This window comes from Erythrobacter colymbi (assembly GCF_002155685.1).
GTDB classification, from domain to species: Bacteria; Pseudomonadota; Alphaproteobacteria; order Sphingomonadales; family Sphingomonadaceae; genus Erythrobacter; species Erythrobacter colymbi.
The window spans coordinates 83,955-100,931 of the sequence record NZ_MUYK01000007.1 but is presented as its reverse complement, the minus strand read 5'-3'; the positions used below and the strand labels follow the sequence as shown (position 1 = coordinate 100,931).

At 67.1% G+C, this 16,977-nt stretch carries 16 protein-coding genes and 1 tRNA gene; 6 read left to right on the top strand and 11 right to left on the bottom strand.

Annotated elements, in window-relative coordinates; all coding sequences use genetic code 11:
* Positions 1 to 303 precede the first annotated feature (303 nt).
* From BZF57_RS14380 to BZF57_RS14355, 6 genes are all read right to left on the bottom strand, one after another.
* Positions 304 to 1,497, bottom strand: a complete 1,194-nt coding sequence (locus BZF57_RS14380) for an IS91 family transposase (protein WP_067489996.1) — start codon at positions 1,495 to 1,497, stop codon at positions 304 to 306.
* A 6-nt stretch (positions 1,498 to 1,503) separates the two neighbouring features.
* The gene (locus BZF57_RS14375) at positions 1,504 to 2,412 is read right to left on the bottom strand and encodes a tyrosine-type recombinase/integrase (RefSeq protein WP_067402726.1); all 909 of its coding nucleotides are present in this window, start codon (positions 2,410 to 2,412) and stop codon (positions 1,504 to 1,506) included.
* Positions 2,413 to 2,812: 400 nt separating this feature from the next.
* Entirely contained in the window at positions 2,813 to 3,313 is a 501-nt protein-coding gene (locus BZF57_RS14370) for an MGMT family protein (RefSeq protein ID WP_086739170.1), read from the bottom strand.
* A gap of 94 nt (positions 3,314 to 3,407) precedes the next feature.
* The gene (locus tag BZF57_RS14365; protein WP_240506000.1) at positions 3,408 to 3,956 is read right to left on the bottom strand and encodes a GNAT family N-acetyltransferase; all 549 of its coding nucleotides are present in this window, start codon (positions 3,954 to 3,956) and stop codon (positions 3,408 to 3,410) included.
* A gap of 10 nt (positions 3,957 to 3,966) precedes the next feature.
* Positions 3,967 to 5,145 carry an amino acid aminotransferase gene (locus BZF57_RS14360; RefSeq protein ID WP_086739195.1) on the bottom strand — a complete coding sequence of 393 codons (1,179 nt, stop codon included), beginning with the start codon at positions 5,143 to 5,145 and terminating at the stop codon, positions 3,967 to 3,969.
* An 87-nt stretch (positions 5,146 to 5,232) separates the two neighbouring features.
* Positions 5,233 to 6,048 carry a DUF1134 domain-containing protein gene (locus BZF57_RS14355; protein ID WP_086739193.1) on the bottom strand — a complete coding sequence of 272 codons (816 nt, stop codon included), beginning with the start codon at positions 6,046 to 6,048 and terminating at the stop codon, positions 5,233 to 5,235.
* 257 nt (positions 6,049 to 6,305) lie between these two features.
* Here BZF57_RS14355 and BZF57_RS14350 point away from each other — a divergent pair.
* The 4 genes from BZF57_RS14350 (at position 6,306) to BZF57_RS14335 (ending at position 9,463) form a co-directional block, all read left to right on the top strand.
* Positions 6,306 to 6,396, top strand: a tRNA-Ser gene (locus BZF57_RS14350).
* Positions 6,397 to 6,691: 295 nt separating this feature from the next.
* On the top strand, positions 6,692 to 8,683 hold the full coding sequence (locus BZF57_RS14345; protein ID WP_086739168.1) for a lipoxygenase family protein: 1,992 nt from the start codon (positions 6,692 to 6,694) through the stop codon (positions 8,681 to 8,683).
* Positions 8,684 to 8,792: 109 nt separating this feature from the next.
* Positions 8,793 to 8,975 (top strand): DUF3008 family protein, encoded by a 183-nt coding sequence (locus tag BZF57_RS14340; protein ID WP_086739165.1) that lies wholly within the window; start codon positions 8,793 to 8,795, stop codon positions 8,973 to 8,975.
* 122 nt (positions 8,976 to 9,097) lie between these two features.
* A complete protein-coding gene (locus tag BZF57_RS14335) occupies positions 9,098 to 9,463 on the top strand; it encodes a PRC-barrel domain-containing protein (protein WP_086739163.1) in 366 nt (121 codons plus the stop codon).
* A 58-nt stretch (positions 9,464 to 9,521) separates the two neighbouring features.
* Here BZF57_RS14335 and BZF57_RS14330 read toward each other — a convergent pair whose 3' ends face one another.
* Together BZF57_RS14330 and BZF57_RS14325 are read right to left on the bottom strand one after the other, a co-directional pair.
* The gene (locus tag BZF57_RS14330) at positions 9,522 to 9,824 is read right to left on the bottom strand and encodes a SemiSWEET family sugar transporter (RefSeq protein ID WP_086739161.1); all 303 of its coding nucleotides are present in this window, start codon (positions 9,822 to 9,824) and stop codon (positions 9,522 to 9,524) included.
* Positions 9,825 to 9,827: 3 nt separating this feature from the next.
* Positions 9,828 to 10,679: a glucose 1-dehydrogenase gene (locus BZF57_RS14325; protein ID WP_086739159.1), complete on the bottom strand. Its 852-nt coding sequence runs from the start codon at positions 10,677 to 10,679 to the stop codon at positions 9,828 to 9,830.
* Positions 10,680 to 11,073: 394 nt separating this feature from the next.
* Here BZF57_RS14325 and glf point away from each other — a divergent pair, with 394 nt between their 5' ends.
* Positions 11,074 to 13,398 carry a UDP-galactopyranose mutase gene (gene glf, locus BZF57_RS14320; RefSeq protein WP_240505999.1) on the top strand — a complete coding sequence of 775 codons (2,325 nt, stop codon included), beginning with the start codon at positions 11,074 to 11,076 and terminating at the stop codon, positions 13,396 to 13,398.
* Positions 13,395 to 14,840, top strand: a complete 1,446-nt coding sequence (locus BZF57_RS14315) for a glycoside hydrolase 5 family protein (protein ID WP_086739157.1) — start codon at positions 13,395 to 13,397, stop codon at positions 14,838 to 14,840. The genes glf and BZF57_RS14315 overlap by 4 nt, the downstream gene beginning before the upstream one ends.
* Before the next feature lie 75 nt (positions 14,841 to 14,915).
* Here the strand turns inward: BZF57_RS14315 and BZF57_RS14310 are convergent, their stop codons facing one another.
* The 3 genes from BZF57_RS14310 to BZF57_RS14300 all read right to left on the bottom strand — a co-directional run bounded on the left by BZF57_RS14310 (position 14,916) and on the right by BZF57_RS14300 (position 16,975).
* A complete protein-coding gene (locus BZF57_RS14310) occupies positions 14,916 to 15,425 on the bottom strand; it encodes a hemerythrin domain-containing protein (RefSeq protein ID WP_086739155.1) in 510 nt (169 codons plus the stop codon).
* A gap of 42 nt (positions 15,426 to 15,467) precedes the next feature.
* Complete coding sequence (locus tag BZF57_RS14305; protein ID WP_086739153.1) at positions 15,468 to 16,052, bottom strand: hemerythrin domain-containing protein; 585 nt, start codon at positions 16,050 to 16,052, stop codon at positions 15,468 to 15,470.
* Between the two features lie 188 nt (positions 16,053 to 16,240).
* The gene (locus BZF57_RS14300; protein ID WP_206073276.1) at positions 16,241 to 16,975 is read right to left on the bottom strand and encodes a Crp/Fnr family transcriptional regulator; all 735 of its coding nucleotides are present in this window, start codon (positions 16,973 to 16,975) and stop codon (positions 16,241 to 16,243) included.
* Positions 16,976 to 16,977: the final 2 nt, after the last annotated feature.

Here is a 16,977-nt window from a genome sequence, read left to right as displayed (position 1 = left end):
AATCGTTTAGAGTTTCGGACGCCGATAGGCGTCGGAAAGTCGACGGTGCCCGAACCCGCGGGCCGCATGCGGTGAGCTATGGGGATTTCGATTTACGGCCGATCTGGGCGTCTGCAGACGGTGTCGATAAGCGGACGGGTTTGAGAGCAGCCCGTCCGATTTTGGAGTGACAGGGCGGCTGTGGGGAGCTCGTCCGTCCGATTTTGGCGATGGGACGACTGCTCCTGGGCGGATGATATGCAGACATCCTCATCCCCGGGAGCGCGGTTGCGGTGAGGTCTGGCGGTGTGGGGCCGTGCCGGGTCACGACGCAAGGTTCCCGGATGGTGCGATCGGACATGGCGGGCCGCGCGGCAGATAGCGGCGTTCGATGGTCTCGATGATGATCATGGTCCCGCCGCAGCAAGGGCATGGCGGGCGCGGATCGGGGGGCTCGGTGGGTGGCTCGACCGCGGTGGGCGGCGCGAGGGCGAGCAGGCGGCGGGCGCGCTCGAGGTGGGCCTTGCGGGTGCCGCTGGCGAGCAGGCCATAGTGGCGGATGCGGTGGAACCCGCGTGGCAGGCAGTGCAGCAGGAAGCGGCGGATGAACTCGTCGGCGCTGAGCGTCATGACCTGCTGCCGGTCTGGCGTAGAACGGCGATAGTCCTTGTAGCGGAACGTGACCCCATGCTCGTCGAGCCGCAGGAGGCGACTGTTCGAGATGGCGACCCGGTGGGTGTAGCGCGAGAGATAGGCGAGCACGGCCTCGGGACCGGCGAAGGGCGGCTTGGCGTAGACCACCCAGCGCTTTTTGCGCACCGGCGCGAGGTGGCGCAGGAATGCGCGACGATCGGCGAGATGAGCGAGCCGACCGAAGAAGGCGAGCTTGCCGGCATCGTAAAGCGCCAGCAGCCGAGTGAGGAACAGGCGGCGGAACAAGGCGCCCAGCACGCGCACCGGCAGGAGGAAGGCCGGGCGGGATGATATCCATCGCTCCCCATCCGGCGCGATACCGCCGCCCGGCACGATCATGTGGATATGCGGGTGGTGGGTCATGGCCGAGCCCCAGGTGTGGAGCACGGCGGTGATGCCGATGCGGGCACCGAGATGCTTCGGGTCGGCGGCGATGGTGAGCGTGGTCTCGGACGCAGTCTTGAACAGCAGGTCGTAGAGCAGCGCCTTGTTGTGGAACGCGATATCCGCGATCTCGGCAGGCAGCGTGAAGACGACATGGAAGTATCCCACCGGCAGCAGGTCGGCCTCGCGCGAGGCGAGCCAGGTGCGCGCGGCGGTGCCCTGGCACTTGGGGCAATGGCGGTTGCGGCAGGAGTTGTAGGCGATCCGCCAATGTCCGCAGTCGGTGCAGGCCTCGACATGCCCGCCCAGCGCGGCGGTGCGGCAGTGCTCGATCGCCGACATGACCTTGAGCTGATGCAGGCTCAGGTGCCCGGCATGGGCGAGCCGATAGGCTGGCCCGGCAGCGCAGAAAACGTCGGCGACCTCGAGTGCGGCGCGCACCGGTCCTCAGCCGCTCGGCGCCTCCTTGTCCGGTGCCGCCAGTGCGAGCCGGTCAAGCGGGCTGACCACGGCGCGCACCGTCTTGGTTGCCACTTGCGTGTAAAAGGCGGTGGTGTTCAGCTTGGCATGACCGAGCAGCGCCTGAATGACGCGGATATCGACCCCGTCCTCGAGGAGGTGCGTAGCAAAACTGTGACGCAGCGTGTGCGGTCCTACCCGCTTGGCGATGTCGGCTGCCTCGGCAGCTTCGACGACGACACGGTGGAGCTGGCGTGTGCTGATCGGCAGCATGGCGCCTCGTCCCGGGAAGAGCCAGCCATCAGCGTGGAGCACACCCTGCTGACGCCCCGCGCGCCACCAGTCACGCAGCAGCACGAGCAAGCCCTCTGGCAGCATGGCATTGCGGTATCGCCCGCCTTTGCCACGCTCGATCCTGAGCAGCATGCGCTTGCTGTCGATATCGCGCACCTTGAGCGCCGCGACCTCGCCGACGCGCAGACCCGCACCATAGGCGACCGACAATGCGGCCTGATGCTTGAGGCTGGTGGTCGCATCGAGCAGGCGCTTCACCTCGCTCTGGGTCAGCACCACCGGGATCTTGCGAGCGTGCGCGGTGCGGACCAGCTTGCGTGCAAGATCGGGCCGGTCGAGGGTGTGGGTGAAGAGGAACCGCAGCGCCGCCACGATGCTGTTCATGGTCGGCGCCGGCACCCCGGCTTCCCGTTGCTCAATCTGGAACCGGCGGACATCCTCGGCGGTCGCGGTATGCGGCGAGCGCCCCAGCCAGGTCGCGAACCGTCCCACATCGCGCTGGTAGTTGCGTTGCGTCTCCGGCCCGAACCGGCGCAGTGACATATCCTCGATCAGCCGCTGGCGAAGCGGGCTGACCGGCCCAATCGGAATAATCTCGTTCATCGTTCGACTCCTTGGTTGAAGGAGCCACAATCGTCTGCCTCTCTCGGATCAGGCGCTACGCCTGTCGTTCTACATCACCCTCGCCGCCAGCGACACTCCCGCGAAGCGGGTTCGTGCATCGATCCCGATACGGACATCTCTACATCGTCTTCCCGGGCTTGACCCGGGACCCCGCTTTCTTTGCTTGCCGACCGAGAAAAAGGCAGCGGGGCCCCGGATCAAGTCCGGGGAGACGGAGAGGGCTGGCGCAGCAATCCACCCACTTTCTGCCAATCCCTTGCCTCGCCCATTTTCCCGAAAGCGAATGGGCTCCGCGCCTCCCTAGCGGCGCGCGTGCCGATGATTTCGGCCTGCTCTGTCGCATCGCTCTTGCCGCGCGTCGCCGCCGAATGACCAAGTCTCAGGCCCGCTCCTCGAACGGATCGGCCGGCGCGCGCTCGGCGAAGTCGAACACCGCGGGTTGGCGCCTGAGCGGCGAGACGCGCACGCCTTCGGCCTCGAGCAGCGCCTGCTGCGCTTCGGTGCCGCCGGGGAACTTGGGGTTGAGGAAGCCGCCCTTCTTCAACACCCGCCACCACGGGGTAAGCTCCTCTTCGGGCACGCCCATGATGCGGCGTTCCTCGGCGGCGCGGGCGGCCATATTGAGGAAGATCGCGGTCGAGACCGGGCAGGCGACCGCAACGCCATGCCGCCGCGCGAGCGCCGCGCGCACCACGTCGAGCGTCGCCACCTCGCCCTCCCGCAAGCGGCGCACCAGCGCGTCGACCTCGGCGGGGGAGGAGACGACCATCGCGCCGCCCGCCGCCTCGCGGAAGCCGGGTGCACCGGGCGGGATCATGTGGACGATATGCGGCTCGCGCCCGTTGTTGAGGTGATCGATGGCGGATTTGCGCTTGGCCATGGCGGCTCTCCCGTTTGCGATTCGGGCGAGAATTATCGCGGGCCAGCGACGGGGAGAATAAGCGGGGTTTGTTCCGGTTTTGGCCCCAAAGGCTTCAAACCGCCAACGGCCCGCGCGCAAAGCTTTCGCGGGTGATCGCGTAGGTGAGGTGCGGGATGATTTCGCCGCCCGCCATGATGCGCTCCTCGCGCCGGTCGGTCAGCATCGCGCCGATCCGCTCAAGCGCGGTGCGCGAGCGGGTGTTTGTTTCGCCGACGAGGAAGCGCACCTCGGCAACGCTCGCCAGCGCATGGGCGAGCATCAGACGCTTCATCTCGTGGTTGTAGCGCCCGCCCCAGTGCGAGCGCGCAAGAAACGTCCAGCCGATCTCGACCGAGCCGCCGCCCGCCTCCTCCAGCCCCTGAAAGCGCGAGGAGCCGATGATCGCCCCGCTCGCCCGGTCGATCACCGCCAGCGCGCCCCTGTTGGCAAGGGCATCGTCGAAGAAGGCGCGGAACACCGGCTCCTGCCAGCGGTCATGCGCGGGGTGCTGCGCCCAGATCAGCGGATCGGAGGCGACCGCGAAGAGCGCGTCCCAATCGTCTGCGCGCAGGGGGCGCAGGCGGACGTGCTCGCCCTCCAGCATGGGCTGGCGGTTGAGCACGGGAGCGGCCTTACTGCGCCACCGCCGCCAGCGCGGCGATGAACTTGGGCAGGTTGCCCGGCGTCAGCCCGGCGATGTTGATGCGGCCCGAGGCGGCCATGTAGATGCCGTGATCCTCGCGCAGCTGGGCAACCTCCTCCTTGGTGACCGGCAGCATCGAGAACAGGCCGTTCTGGTGGCCGAGCGGGGTCAGGTCGATGCGGCCCGCACTACCCGCCGCGGCGAGTGCATCGCGCACCTGCCGCATCCGCGCGCGCATGGTGTCGAGCTCGGCCAGCCACTGCTTCGTCATGCCCGCATCGCGCAGGACGATCCGCACCGCCGCGCCGCCGTGATCGGGCGGCATCGACCACGCCGCGCGGGCCAGCGCATTGGCGTTGGAGAAGGCGGTGTCGAGCGCGCCGGCCTCCGCGGCGAGCACGTAGAAGGCGCCGACGCGGTCGCGGTACTGGCCGAAGTTCTTGTCGCAGGAATAGGCGATGAAGGCCTCGGGCACCTTGGCCAGAACCCCGCGCATGCCGGCGGCGTCCTCCTCCATCCCGTGGCCGAGGCCCTGATAGGCGGCATCGATGATCGGGAAGGTGCCGGAGGCGGCAAAGGCATCGGCGATCGCGGCCCACTGGTCGGCGGTGTAGTCGATCCCAGTCGGGTTGTGGCAGCAGGCGTGGAGCAGCACCGCCTCGTCCGCCGCCGCGCCGTTGATGGCGGCCAGAACAGCGTCGAGATCGGCGGTGCCGTCCGCCTTGGCGTGATCGAAGGCCGCCAGCTCCATGCCGAGATCGGCGAGGATCTGCGCGTGGTTCGGCCAGCTCGGCACGCCCATGTGGACGCGCTTCACGCCCGCCTTCTGCGCCATGCCGAGCGCGAGACGCACCGCGCCGGTGCCGCCCGGGGTCTGCATCCCCTGGATGCGGCCTCCAAACGTGGGATCACCCGCGCCGAACACATAAGGCATCAGCGCGTTGACGAAGCCCATGTCGCCTTCGGGGCCGAGGTAGGACTTGCTCTCCTGCGTATCGAGCAGCACCTGCTCGGCCGCTTTGATCGCCGCGAATACGGGGGTCGCGCCGTCCTCGGTGCGGTAGACGCCGACGCCGAGGTCGATCTTGTCCTCGCGTGGATCGGCGGCGTGGAGGCGGATCAGGGCGAGAAGGGCGTCAGGCGCCTGCTGGCTGAGTCGTTCAAGCATGCGCGAGCGCATGGCCCCGACCCGCGCTTATCGCAACCGGCTTTTCGTATGCAGCCTGCGAAAATCGGCAGGTTCAGGCGCAAAGCCTCAGAACGGAACCCACTTCTGTTCCTTGGAGAACTTCATGTAGCCCGCGTTGATCCCGAGCCGCAGCCCCGCGCCGACCCGGATCGGGATCAGCACCACATCGCCGCGGCGCAGGTAGCTCGCGGTCAGGCCGCCGACGAAGTACGCCTGCCCCTCGCCCGCGGGGAAGCGCTTGAACAGGTCCTCGGTGTCGTAGAGATTGTAGACCAGCACGAAGGTGTTGCCCGCGTTCGCGCCCGCATCGAAGCCGATCGAAGGGCCGGTCCAGTAGACCTTCTGCTCGCCTTCGACCTTGTGGTGCAGCGTGCCCGAGCCATAGCGCGCACCGACGATGAACGCCCCACCCGCCTCGCGCCCGACGATGTAGCCGTTGGGCTCGCCCTGCTTCTTGAGGAGATCCTCGATCAGCTTGGCGAGGCCTTCCGCGCCCTTGCCGAACACGCCCTCGGCCGCGCCGATGAGGTCGTCCTCGCCATAGGTCTCGGCGGTGGCAACGGGCGTGGTCGTCGTTGTGGTAGTGGCAACCGGCGGTGCGGTCTCGGCCGCGGGCGGCGCGGCGTAGTCGCCGAAGGTCGCATCGACCGTGGCCTCGGCGGGCGGCGCCTCGGCGGGGGCATTGGCCGGAGGTGCCTGCGGGGTGGCGAGATCGGCATCGATCCCGCCGCTCTGCTGGTTGTAGGAATCGGGGTCGAAGGTCTCGAGGTCCTGCGACTGCGCGAAGGCCGGCGCGCTCAGCGACAGCGCGGCCAGGACGCCCAGCGCCAGGCCCGCCATGCGGCGGCCGAGATCAGGGAAACGGGCGATCATAGTGCTCATCATGCGACCTTTCGCAGCCTCGTGTCAGCCCCCGCATTTCTGCGGATGGGAGGAGAATCCCTTCGCGCGCTTCGGGCAACTCCCCGTCGCCGAGGCGAATCCGATTTGCGACGAACCGTGGCAGAGCTATCGGTCCGAGCCTGAACGCCTCCCGAACCGGGACAGGAACGGGGGCCGCGCGGTTTTTTCGCCAACCCACCTTGCCGCCCGCCCAAGGGCCGACTATAGCGCCGCCCCTACAGCCCAAGCTGAGACCCGGAGACGTGGGTGAGTGGCTGAAACCAGTTCCCTGCTAAGGAACCGTACTCTATCAGGGTACCGAGGGTTCGAATCCCTCCGTCTCCGCCAAAACTCCCGTAAAACACGGGAATATCCAGTACCTAGTGCTCATGTCTGTCTCCTGTGCGCCCCAGTGGTACACAAGGTGGTACACCTGAAAGGGTTTGATCGCCCTGATGGTGATGGGGTCAGGCCAATTTGGCCGACCCGACAAACCGTGCGACCCACGACTGATCGTCACAGGGACGGCTTCGATGCAGGATCGCTGTTCGCGTGGAGCACCGCGCCCCGCGTTAACCACGGCTGACGGAGTTTTAACCGCTCTTGCGATATGCCCCCGGGACATCCCCGAGGAGCGCCTGTCATGAGCTTTCTGAACCCCGTCGTCCCCCACGCCGAAACCCTGTGCGCTCCGGTGCCGCCGGCGGACCCGAGCCTGCCGCAGAACGATACGCCCGCGCAGCAGGCCGCGCGTGCGGCGCAGCTGGCGGCGAGCCAGCTGACCTATGTGTGGGACGACAATGTCGCGACCTTGCCGGGTGTGCCGCTCGCAAAGTCGGTCCCGCTCGACAATCTGCCGACGCTCCAGTGGTGGGGCCTCCTGATCGGGATCAGCCTCAAGATCGTTCGCAATGCGCTCGCCGTGAAGCTTGGCGGGGTGGATCGCGGCGAACTCGATTCCCCGCGCGCCAAGTATGAGGCGATGCTGGCAGAGTGCGACGCGATCGAAGCCTCGACCGCCGCGCTGGTCGCGCCCGCTGCCGTGCCGGCCCAGCCGCACGAGAGCTTCCTCGGCCACCTGGTTCAGGATCTGGAAACGGCGGTCGCGCGGGCCGAATACGACACCCGCATCGCGACGCTCAAGGCGCACAAGGCGCGGCTCGAGGAGCTGATGAAGATCGATGACGCGCACGGCCTCGGCTCGGCGCTGCCTGCGAGCCTCGACGCTTACCGCGCGCTGTTCGACACCCTGCCGTTGCCGGGGATCGCGTGGACCTTCCAGGACGACGCGCTGTTCGCGGCGCTGCGGGTGCAGGGGCCGAACGCGATGCTGATCGCGGCCGTGGGCGACACGCTGCCCGCCAACTTCCCGCTGACCGAGGCCCAATATGGCGCGGTCGTGAATGGCGACACGCTCGCCGATGCGCTGGCGGAAGGGCGGCTCTTCATGCTCGACTATGCCGTGCTCGCCGCGTTGGAAGACGGCAGCTGGGGCGGGCTCGCCAAGTATTCGTGGCAGCCGCTGGCGCTTTTCGCGGTGCCGCCGGGCGGATCGAGCCTTGTGCCGGTCGCGATCCAGTGCGGACAGGATCCCGAGGAATGGCCGATCTTCACCCCCTCCCCGGTCGCCGACGATCTGTGGGGCTGGGAGATGGCGAAGCTCGTCGTGCAGGTGGCCGACGGCAATTACCACGAACTCGTCGCCCACCTTGCGCGCACCCATCTGGTGATCGAGGGCGTGGCGATGGCGACCCACCGCCACCTCGCGACCGTCCACCCGGTCTGGGCGCTGCTGGTGCCGCATTTCGAGGGCACGCTGTTCATTAACGAGGCCGCGGCGACCTCGCTGATCGCCAGCAACGGGCCAATCGACCACATCTTTGCCGGCACGATCCATTCGACGCAGGAACTGGCGGCGGCGGCGCGGCTCGATTTCGATTTCACCGCCAAGATGCTCCCCCACGACCTCGCCGCGCGCGGGGTCGGGCCGGGCTCGGCCCTCGCAGACTTCCCCTATCGCGACGATGGCCTGCTGGTGTGGGACGCGATCCACGCCTGGGCGAAGAGCTACATCGGCCTCTACTACGCCAGCGATGCCGATGTGCGCGGCGATACCGAGCTCGCCGCATGGGCGGCCTGCGTGTCGGGCGAGGCGAAGATCAAGGGCTTCGGCCCGATCGACAGCGTCAAGGCGCTGGTCGATGCCTGCACCATGATCATGTTCACCGCGAGCGCGCAGCACGCGGCGGTCAACTTCCCGCAGAAGGACATCATGGCCTTTGCCCCGGCGGTGACCGGTGCGGGCTGGCAGAGCGCGCCTGCCTCGCAGGGCGGGCAGGACAAGGCCGGGTGGCTCGCTATGATGCCGCCGATGGCGCTGGCGCTGGAGCAGTTGAACGTGCTCGAGCTGCTCGGCTCGCTGCATTACCGGCCGCTCGGCGACTATCGCAGCACCAATGAGCCCTATGCGCCGTGGTTCGCCGATCCGCAGGTGACGGGGCCGGAAGGCCCGCTGGTGCAGTTCCAGACGCACCTTGCCAGCATCGATGCGCGCATCGCCGCGCGCAACGCCAACCGGCTGCGGCCCTACCCCTATCTCCAGCCGAGCCAGATCCCGACCAGCATCAACATCTGACGGGGCACGCCCGCCCCGCAGGTGGCTGACTTGCGTTATGGCAAGGCAGCCGCGCGCGGCTCAGGTTGCGACGAGGGCACTTCAGCCCCGCCGCAGCAGGAGCCGCGCCATGCCCGCCCGATCCAAAGCCCAGCAGAAAGCCGCCGGCGCCGCGCTCGCCGCCAAGCGCGGGGAGCAACCCAAGTCGATGCTCAAGGGCGCATCGAAGGACATGGAAGCCTCTATGACCGAAAGCGAGCTTGAGGAGCTTGCCGCGACCAAACGCAAGACACTGCCCGAGCGGAAGGGCTGAGGCGGCTCCACCGCAGATGCGGGGCGGCTCGCCCCCCTGCCGGGCGGCGTCTGACCTATGTGAGGGCCGCAAGGGCCGCCCTCCCCCAGCCTCCTCCTCGCCCATCACAGGAGGAACAAGCGATGGCTGACGCAATCAACACTGACGAAACGAGCGAGCTGATCGCCTCGAACAAGGTCGAAGGCACCGCCGTCTACGACATGGATGGCGAACGGCTTGGCTCGATCACCAACTTCATGGTCGACAAGCGTTCGGGCAAGGCAGAATACGCCGTGATGCAGTTCGGCGGGTTTCTCGGCATCGGCGCCGATTACTACCCGATCCCGTGGTCGATGCTGACCTACAGCACCGATCATGGCGGCTATGTGGTCGATCTCGACAAGGATATTCTCGAGGACGCCCCGCGCTACGCCGACAACAACAACGAACCCGAATATGACCAGGCCTACAACAGCCAGGTCTATTCCTATTACGGCGTCGCCTACTGAGGCACGGCGTAGGCGGCCCCGCTCCGCCCCCGTGGCGGGGCCGCCCTTTCTCTTCCTCTCAGCTTTCCGGATCGAGCGCCTCGGCGACCTCCGCCGTCTTGCGCGAAGGCAAGGCAATCATCCCGAGGATGAACAGCGCGAAGACGAGGCAGATCGCGTTGGGCACGATCAGTGTCCATTCCCCCTGCAGCAGCCCGAAGGTCGTCCACGCCGCGAAGGCGAGGCAGGTCAGCGCGAACATGGCGAGCGAGAGCCCCTCGGTCGAGCGTCCGCGGATGATCTTCCAGGCCTGCGGCGTGAAGCTCGCAACCGAGGCGCAGGCACCGATGGTGCCCACGACGGTGATCCAGTCGATCGCCATGCCTCAGCTGCCCGTGATGATCCCGCCATTGGGATGCAGCACCTGCCCGGTCATGTAGCTCGAATCCTCGCAGGCAAGGAACAGGAAGCTGGGCGCGACCTCGTTCGGCTGGCCGGGGCGGCCCATCGGGGTGTCCTCGCCGAAGGTCGCGAGCTTCTCTTTGCTCGCCCCGCCCATCGGGTTGAGCGGCGTCCAAATCGGCCCGGGCGCGACGCCGTTCACGCGGATGCCCTTGCCCGCAAGGTTCTGCGAGAGCGAGCGGGTGAAGGCGGTGATCGCCCCCTTGGTCGCGGAATAGTCCAGCAGCTCCTCGGCGCCCTGGTACATCGTCACCGAGGTGCAGTTGATGATCGCCGCGCCCTTGCCGAGGTAGGGCATCGCCGCCTGCACCATGTAGAACATGCCGAAGACATTGGTCTGGAAGGTGCGCTTGAGCTGCTTCTTGCTGATCCCGGTCACGTCCTTTTCGGGGTGCTGTTCGCCCGCGTTGTTCACCAGAATGTCGATGCGGCCGAACTTGCGGATCGCGAGGTCGACGATCTCCTTGCAATGATCGCGCTCGCCGATGTCGCCCGCGATGGTGACGGCGCGCGCGCCTTCGTCCTCGACCATTTCGGCGGTGGCCATCGCATCTTCCTCTTCATCGAGATGCGAAATCACAACGTCCGCGCCCTCGCGCGCGAACAGCACCGCGACCGCGCGGCCGATGCCGCTGTCGCCGCCGGTGACGATCGCGACTTTGCCTTGGAGCCGCCCGGAGCCTGGATAGCGGGGCTCGTAATCGGGCTTGGGCTCGAGCTCCGCTTCAAGGCCGGGCTGCTGAGTGTCTTCAAGCGGCGAGACGGTGCTGGACATTGGGGATCCTCTTCTTCGGGGCGCACAAGGGTCGCGAGTGTTCACTGGCAAGGATGACGCCCTTTGTTCAGGTGAATATAACTAATGATGTTATGAGCAATCGACATATCGGCCAATCCGAACGTCACGTCGCTCAGAGTGAATGTATGCTTATAAAAAATATTGAAAGTGCTTCTTGAGTTTTGATTGTCGCTTTTCGGTATGACTGCGTGAAGTATGCATGTTACTCCATAACATGGGTTCCAAACGACACGGATTCACGATGAACTCCGGAGAACTTCACATAAGTAAAAAATGAAAAGTGTTTCACAGGCTAGGCGGATCAGGTCGCCCCGTGGCGATGCCTCAGCCCGGTTCTCAGGGCTTGGCCACTCCGAACCGAAGGCAAAACGCCATGCACCGCCCCACCACCGCCCGCCCGGCGATCCTCTGCTTTGCGCATCTGCGCTGGAACCTCGTCTTCCAGCGGCCGCAGCACATCATGACCCGCCTCGCCGACAGCTTCGATGTTCTCTACTGGGAGGAACCGCGCGAGGAAGCGGGTTGCACCGAGCCGCGCTTGGAGCGCGAGACGCTCGCCCGCGGGCTCGAGCGGCTTGTCCCGGTGCTGCCGGAAGGCCTCGGTGAAGCGGCGCGCGACATCATGCTGGGCACGCTGCTCGATGACGTGCTGGCGCGCGGATCGGGGCCGCGGGTGTTCTGGTACTACACCCCGATGATGCTCGGCTTCACCGCCGCAGCCGCCGCGAGCGCCGCCGACCTTGTCGTCTATGACTGCATGGACGAGCTCGCCAATTTCGCCTTCGCCCCCGCAGACATCGCCGCGCGCGAGGCCGCGCTGATGGCGCGCGCCGACATCGTGCTGTGCGGCGGCAAGAGCCTCTACGAGGCGCGCAGTCACCGCCACCACAACATCCACTGCGTCCCCTCGGGCGTCGATGTCGCGCACTTCGCGCGCGGGGCGGACGGCCACCCCGATCCTGCCGATCAGGCCGCGCTCCCCCGCCCGCGCCTCGGCTTCTACGGCGTGATCGACGAGCGGATGGACTTAGCCCTGCTCTCCGCCGTCGCCGCCGCGCGGCCCGACTGGCAGTTCGTGATGGTCGGCCCGGTGGTGAAGATCGCCGCCGATGATCTCCCGCGCGCCGACAACATCCACTGGCTCGGCCGCAAGGACTATGCCGAGCTGCCCGCCTATGCCGCCGGGTGGGACATCGCGCTGATGCCCTTCGCGCTCAACGCCTCGACCGAGTTCATCAGCCCCACCAAGACGCCCGAATACATGGCGAGCGGTTTGCCCGTGGTCTCGACCCCGGTGCGCGATGTGGTGAGCGGCTATGGCGGGCTTGGCGCGATCCGGATTGCCGCCGATGCCCCCGCCTTCATCGAGGCCTGCGAAGACCTCCTCGCCGCGCCCGACACCGTGCGCGCCGTATGGCGGGCCGAGGCGCGCGATTGCCTTGCCGACAAGAGCTGGGACGGAATCGCCGCGCGCATCGCCCGCAAGCTCGACAATGCGCTCGCCACGCGTCAGGTCGCGCGGATCGTCGCCAACGGCCCGCGCACAGCCCCGCGCCATTACGATGTGCTGGTCGTCGGCGCTGGCTTTGCCGGATCGGTCATGGCCGAACGCATCGCCGCCGGATCGGGCCGCTCGGTCCTCGTGATCGACAAGCGCCCGCACATCGCGGGCAATGCCTATGACCACAATGACGCCGCCGGCATCCTCGTGCACAAATACGGGCCGCACATCTTCCACACCAACAGCCGCGACATCCTCGATTACCTGTCGCGCTTCACCCGCTGGCGGCCCTACGAGCACCGTGTGCTCGCGCAGGTCGATGGCAAGCTGGTGCCGATGCCGATCAACCGTACGACGCTGAACGTGCTCTACGGACTCGATCTCGCCACCGATGCCGAGGCCGAGGCCTATCTGAAGTCGGTCGCGGTCGATGTGCCCGAGGTGCGCAGCTCGCGCGATCAGGTCGTCGCGCAGGTGGGCGAGGACCTCTACGAGAAGTTCTTCGAAGGCTACACCACCAAGCAATGGGGCGTCGATCCGAGCGCGCTCGACAAGTCCGTCGCCGCGCGGGTGCCTGCGCGGACCAACACCGACGACCGCTACTTCACTGACACCTACCAGTGCATGCCGGCAGCGGGCTACACCGCGATGTTCGCCGCGATGCTCGACGAGCCGCGCATCACGGTGCTGACCGGCCAGTCCTTCACGGATCTGCCCGCCGACATCACCTGGGATCACCTCGTATGGACGGGGCCGGTGGACGAATATTTCGGATACCGGCTGGGCAAGCTCCCCTACCGCTCGCTCAGGTTCGAGCACCAGACCCTGCCGTGCGAGCGTGCGCAGCCGGTGGCGGTGGTGAACTATCCGGATGTAGCCGTGCCCTATACCCGGATCACCGAATACAAGCACCTCACCGGCCAGCACGCCCCCGTCACCAGCATCACCCGCGAGTTTCCGGCGGACGAGGGCGATCCGTACTACCCCATCCCCAATCCGCAGGCGCAGGCGATGTACAAGCGCTATGACGCGCTGGCGCGGACGGCGCAGGATGTCACCTTCGTCGGGCGGCTAGCGACCTACCGCTACTACAACATGGACCAGATCGTCGGACAGGCCCTCGCGACCTGGCGGCGGCTCGATGCGCGCTGGCGCAGCGAGGCGCTGGCGGGGCCGGGAGCGGTGGCGGCGGAATGAACAGCGGCGCCGTCATGCGGCAGGGCGAGACCCTGCGCCGTGTCGGTCCGCCCGCTGCCCCGCCCGGCAGCGACTGGATCCGCTGCGCCGAGGGTGCGCCGTACTTCGTCACCGGAGCGGGCGAGGTGTGGACGCCTGTCGGCCATAACGAGGCGATCACCTGGCCTAACATCGCCCCGCTCTACCGCCGCCGCGATCCGGAAGCTGTGGAGCGCCATTTCGCCGAGCTTGCCGCGCATGGCGTCACCTGCCTCAGGCTGATGCTCGATTACAGTCAGGTGCGCCACCGCCACCTCGAACACCGTGTCGGCGGCTTCAGCCCGGCGATGGTGCGGCTGTGGGACGATCTGATCACCTTGGGGGAGCAGTATGGCATTCGCTATCTGCTCACCCCCTTCGATACCTTCTTCATGGCGCTGCGCTGGAAGTGGCACCCCTATTCGCACCACACCGGCGGGCCTGCCACCTCGCCGGAGACGATGTTCACCTGCCCGCAGACCCGCGCGGCGATCATCAACCGCCTGCTGTTCGCCACCCGCCGCTGGGGGCATAGCCCCGCGGTCTTCGCGTGGGACCTGTGGAACGAGATCGACAGCTTCTACGCCGGGCGCGACATGGCCGTGACCCACGCTTTCGTCACCGAGGTATCGGAGACTCTGCGCGCCGAGGAGCTGCGGCTGCATGGCCGATCGCACTTGCAGACGGTCTCGGTGTTCCACCCCAATCTGCTCGCCGATCCGTCGCTTGGCGAGGTGATCTTCCGCCACCCTGCGCTCGATTTCGCCAGCATCCACCTCTACGAGCCGGAGACGATCGACGCGCCCGGACACTCGCTTGCGCCTGCCGAAGCCACGGCGAGGCTGATGCGCGAGGCAGCGGCACAATGCCCGCCGGGGCGGCCGCTGATGGACAGCGAGCACGGCCCCGTCCACACCTTCGCCGATCGCGGCACGACCCTGCCCGAAAGCTTCGACACCGCCTGCTTCCGCCGCACCCAATGGGCGCATCTGGCGAGCGGCGGTGCGGGCGGCGGGATGCGCTGGCCCTATCGCCACCCGCATGTGCTGCTGCCTGCGATGCACGTGGCGCAGCGCGTGCTCGCATCGTTCCTGCCGCTGATCGACTGGCGCCATTTCGACCGCGCTGCGCTGGAGGAGCGCCTGACGGTCCACGACTTCTCGGGCCTAGCCTGCGGCTGCGGGGACGCGCGCCAGGCGGTGATCGCCCTGATGCCGCACGAGACCCAAGGGCCGACCGCGAGCCGGATCGAGATCGCGGGGCTGGAGCACGGCTGCTACAGCGTCATCCAGGTCAACACCGTCACCGGCGCGCGCGAAGAAAGCGCGGTGCACACCCATCAGGACGGGACTCTGGTGGTGCTGGCCATGTGCGCCGGGCAGGATCTCGCCATCGCGATCACCCCCGCGCCCGACGCCTGCTAGCGCGCGTCTCGCCACGTCCGGCGTAGCGAGTTGATGTCCGGAACGGCGCACCATGCCCATTCCGGACGTCGTGTATCAGGCCTTGATCGCGACCTTCTCGGGCTTGGGCAGGCCGCCGGCCTTTGCCTGTTCCTGCAACTGCTGCTTGAGCGCGAGCATCTCCTCGCCCAGCGTCTCGAGGTCGATATCGGCCTTGCGCACCTGCGCGAAGATGCTGCCGCGCTGGCGCTCCTCCTCGTAGACGTGGTGCTCGATCTGCTCCTTCAGCACGCTGACCTTGGCGTCGTAATAGGGATCGCCCGGCTCGGCCTGCTGAAGCGAGAGGATCAGGGCCTTGGCGCTGTCGTGTTCGACCTGAGCCTCGTCCATCATGTCGTGCTCCACGATGTCGCGTACGGCGGGGTAGAAGACCTGCTCCTCGACCATCGCATGGATCGTCAGCTCCTCGCAGATCTGGCGCACGATCTTAGCCTGAACCGAGGTGCTTCGGGCGTTGTCGTATTTCTCGAACAGATCCTCGACCGTGCGGTGATCGTCGGCGAGCATCTGGATGGCATCACGTCTGGGCTGGGGCTGCTTGGCCATGGGGTGTTCCTTTCTGCGGGGCTGGCGGGAGGGGGCAGGCGGTCAGGCGACCATCACGCCGGCAAGGTTCATGGTGCGGGTAAGCTTGCGGTTCTCTTCGGCCGAAAGCCGCTCGCGCAGGGCCGGGAACAGCACGTCCTCCTCTTCGCGCATGTGCGTCTCGAGGGCTTCACGCAGTTGCTCGAGCGTGACGTCGAAGCCGGGATCGGCCTTGTCCATCTGGGTCAGCTCGTAGAGCATCGCCTTGACCTCGCCGTGCTCCTTGTGGAGCTTGCCGAACGCATCCCCTTCCCCGCCGCGGCGGAGCATCGGGTAGATCACGTTCTCTTCCTCCAGTGCGTGCTTGCCGATCATCTGCTTGATCATGCCAAGCTGCACCGTGCGGCGCTGGGGGTGTTCGGCAGGGGTGGCGGCGAGCTTGTCGATCGCGGTGAGCACGGCGTCGTGTTCGCGCGCGAGGCCCTCGCACCAGTCGCTCGCCATCGCGGTCGGGGCCTGGCTGGCGACCTTGCGCCCGATATTGGCGAGCGCGACGACACCGGCGGTCACCAGCACGCTTCTGGCGGCGGAGCCGAGGACGCTGCCGTGGTCGGTCTGGTGCGTCCGGCGGGCGTGGGAGCGGGTCATGGGGTCTCTCCTTGTGGGGCGGCTTCACGAGTCACTCGTGGCCGCCACACCCTTGTCGGCCCCGCCCGCCGTAGGGGCACACGCCTATGTTAGAGGGGACTGCCCCCGGTCGCGGCACAGCGCGCGGGGCACTCGGCCCGCCCCTCGGGGAACGGCCGCAACAAGGTCACACCCCGCTCACCCCGGGGTCAGCGGTTGAAGTGCAGGTAGTTGTCGTTGAACATCGTCACCCGCTTCAGCCGGTCGAGATCGACGATCCGCAGCTGGCGGTCGGACAGTTCGATCAGCGCCTCGCGCCGCATTTCCTGGATCGTGCGGTTGAGGTGAACGAGGCTCAGCCCGTTGGCCTCGGCCAGATGGTTCTGGGTGATGGGCAGATCGAAACTCGTCCCCGTCGTCAGCCCCACTGCCTTGAGGCGATAATAGAGTTCGATGAACAGGTGGCCGAGCCGCTCCAGCGGAGAGCGCTGGCCGATCGACAGCAGCCATTCGCGCTGGATCCCGGCCGAAACCATCTCGTGCCACAACAGCGCGCGCAGCAGGTGCGGGCGCTGTTCGATCACCTCGTGGAACTGGTGCGGCTCGATCTCGTAATACCGCACTGCCGTTAGCGCGCCGATGGAATGGTCGAGCTCGGACAGGATGTAGACGTTGAGATCGCAGAAATCGCCGGGCAGGAAGAAGCCCACGATCTGGCGGCGGCCGTCAGGCAGATCCTTGTAGCGGCACGCCCAGCCCGACACGAGCAGACGGATCACAGTCGGATTTTCGCCCTCGCGTGCGATATCGGTGCGCGCTTCGGCGGTGCAGGGCGGCCCCGTCTCCAGGCGCAGGAGAGCCTCGCGATCGGCTTCCTCCAGCGGCATGTAGCGCGCAAGCAATCGGAACAGGGGTTCGATACCCCCGGCGGTCAGTGTCGGCATGG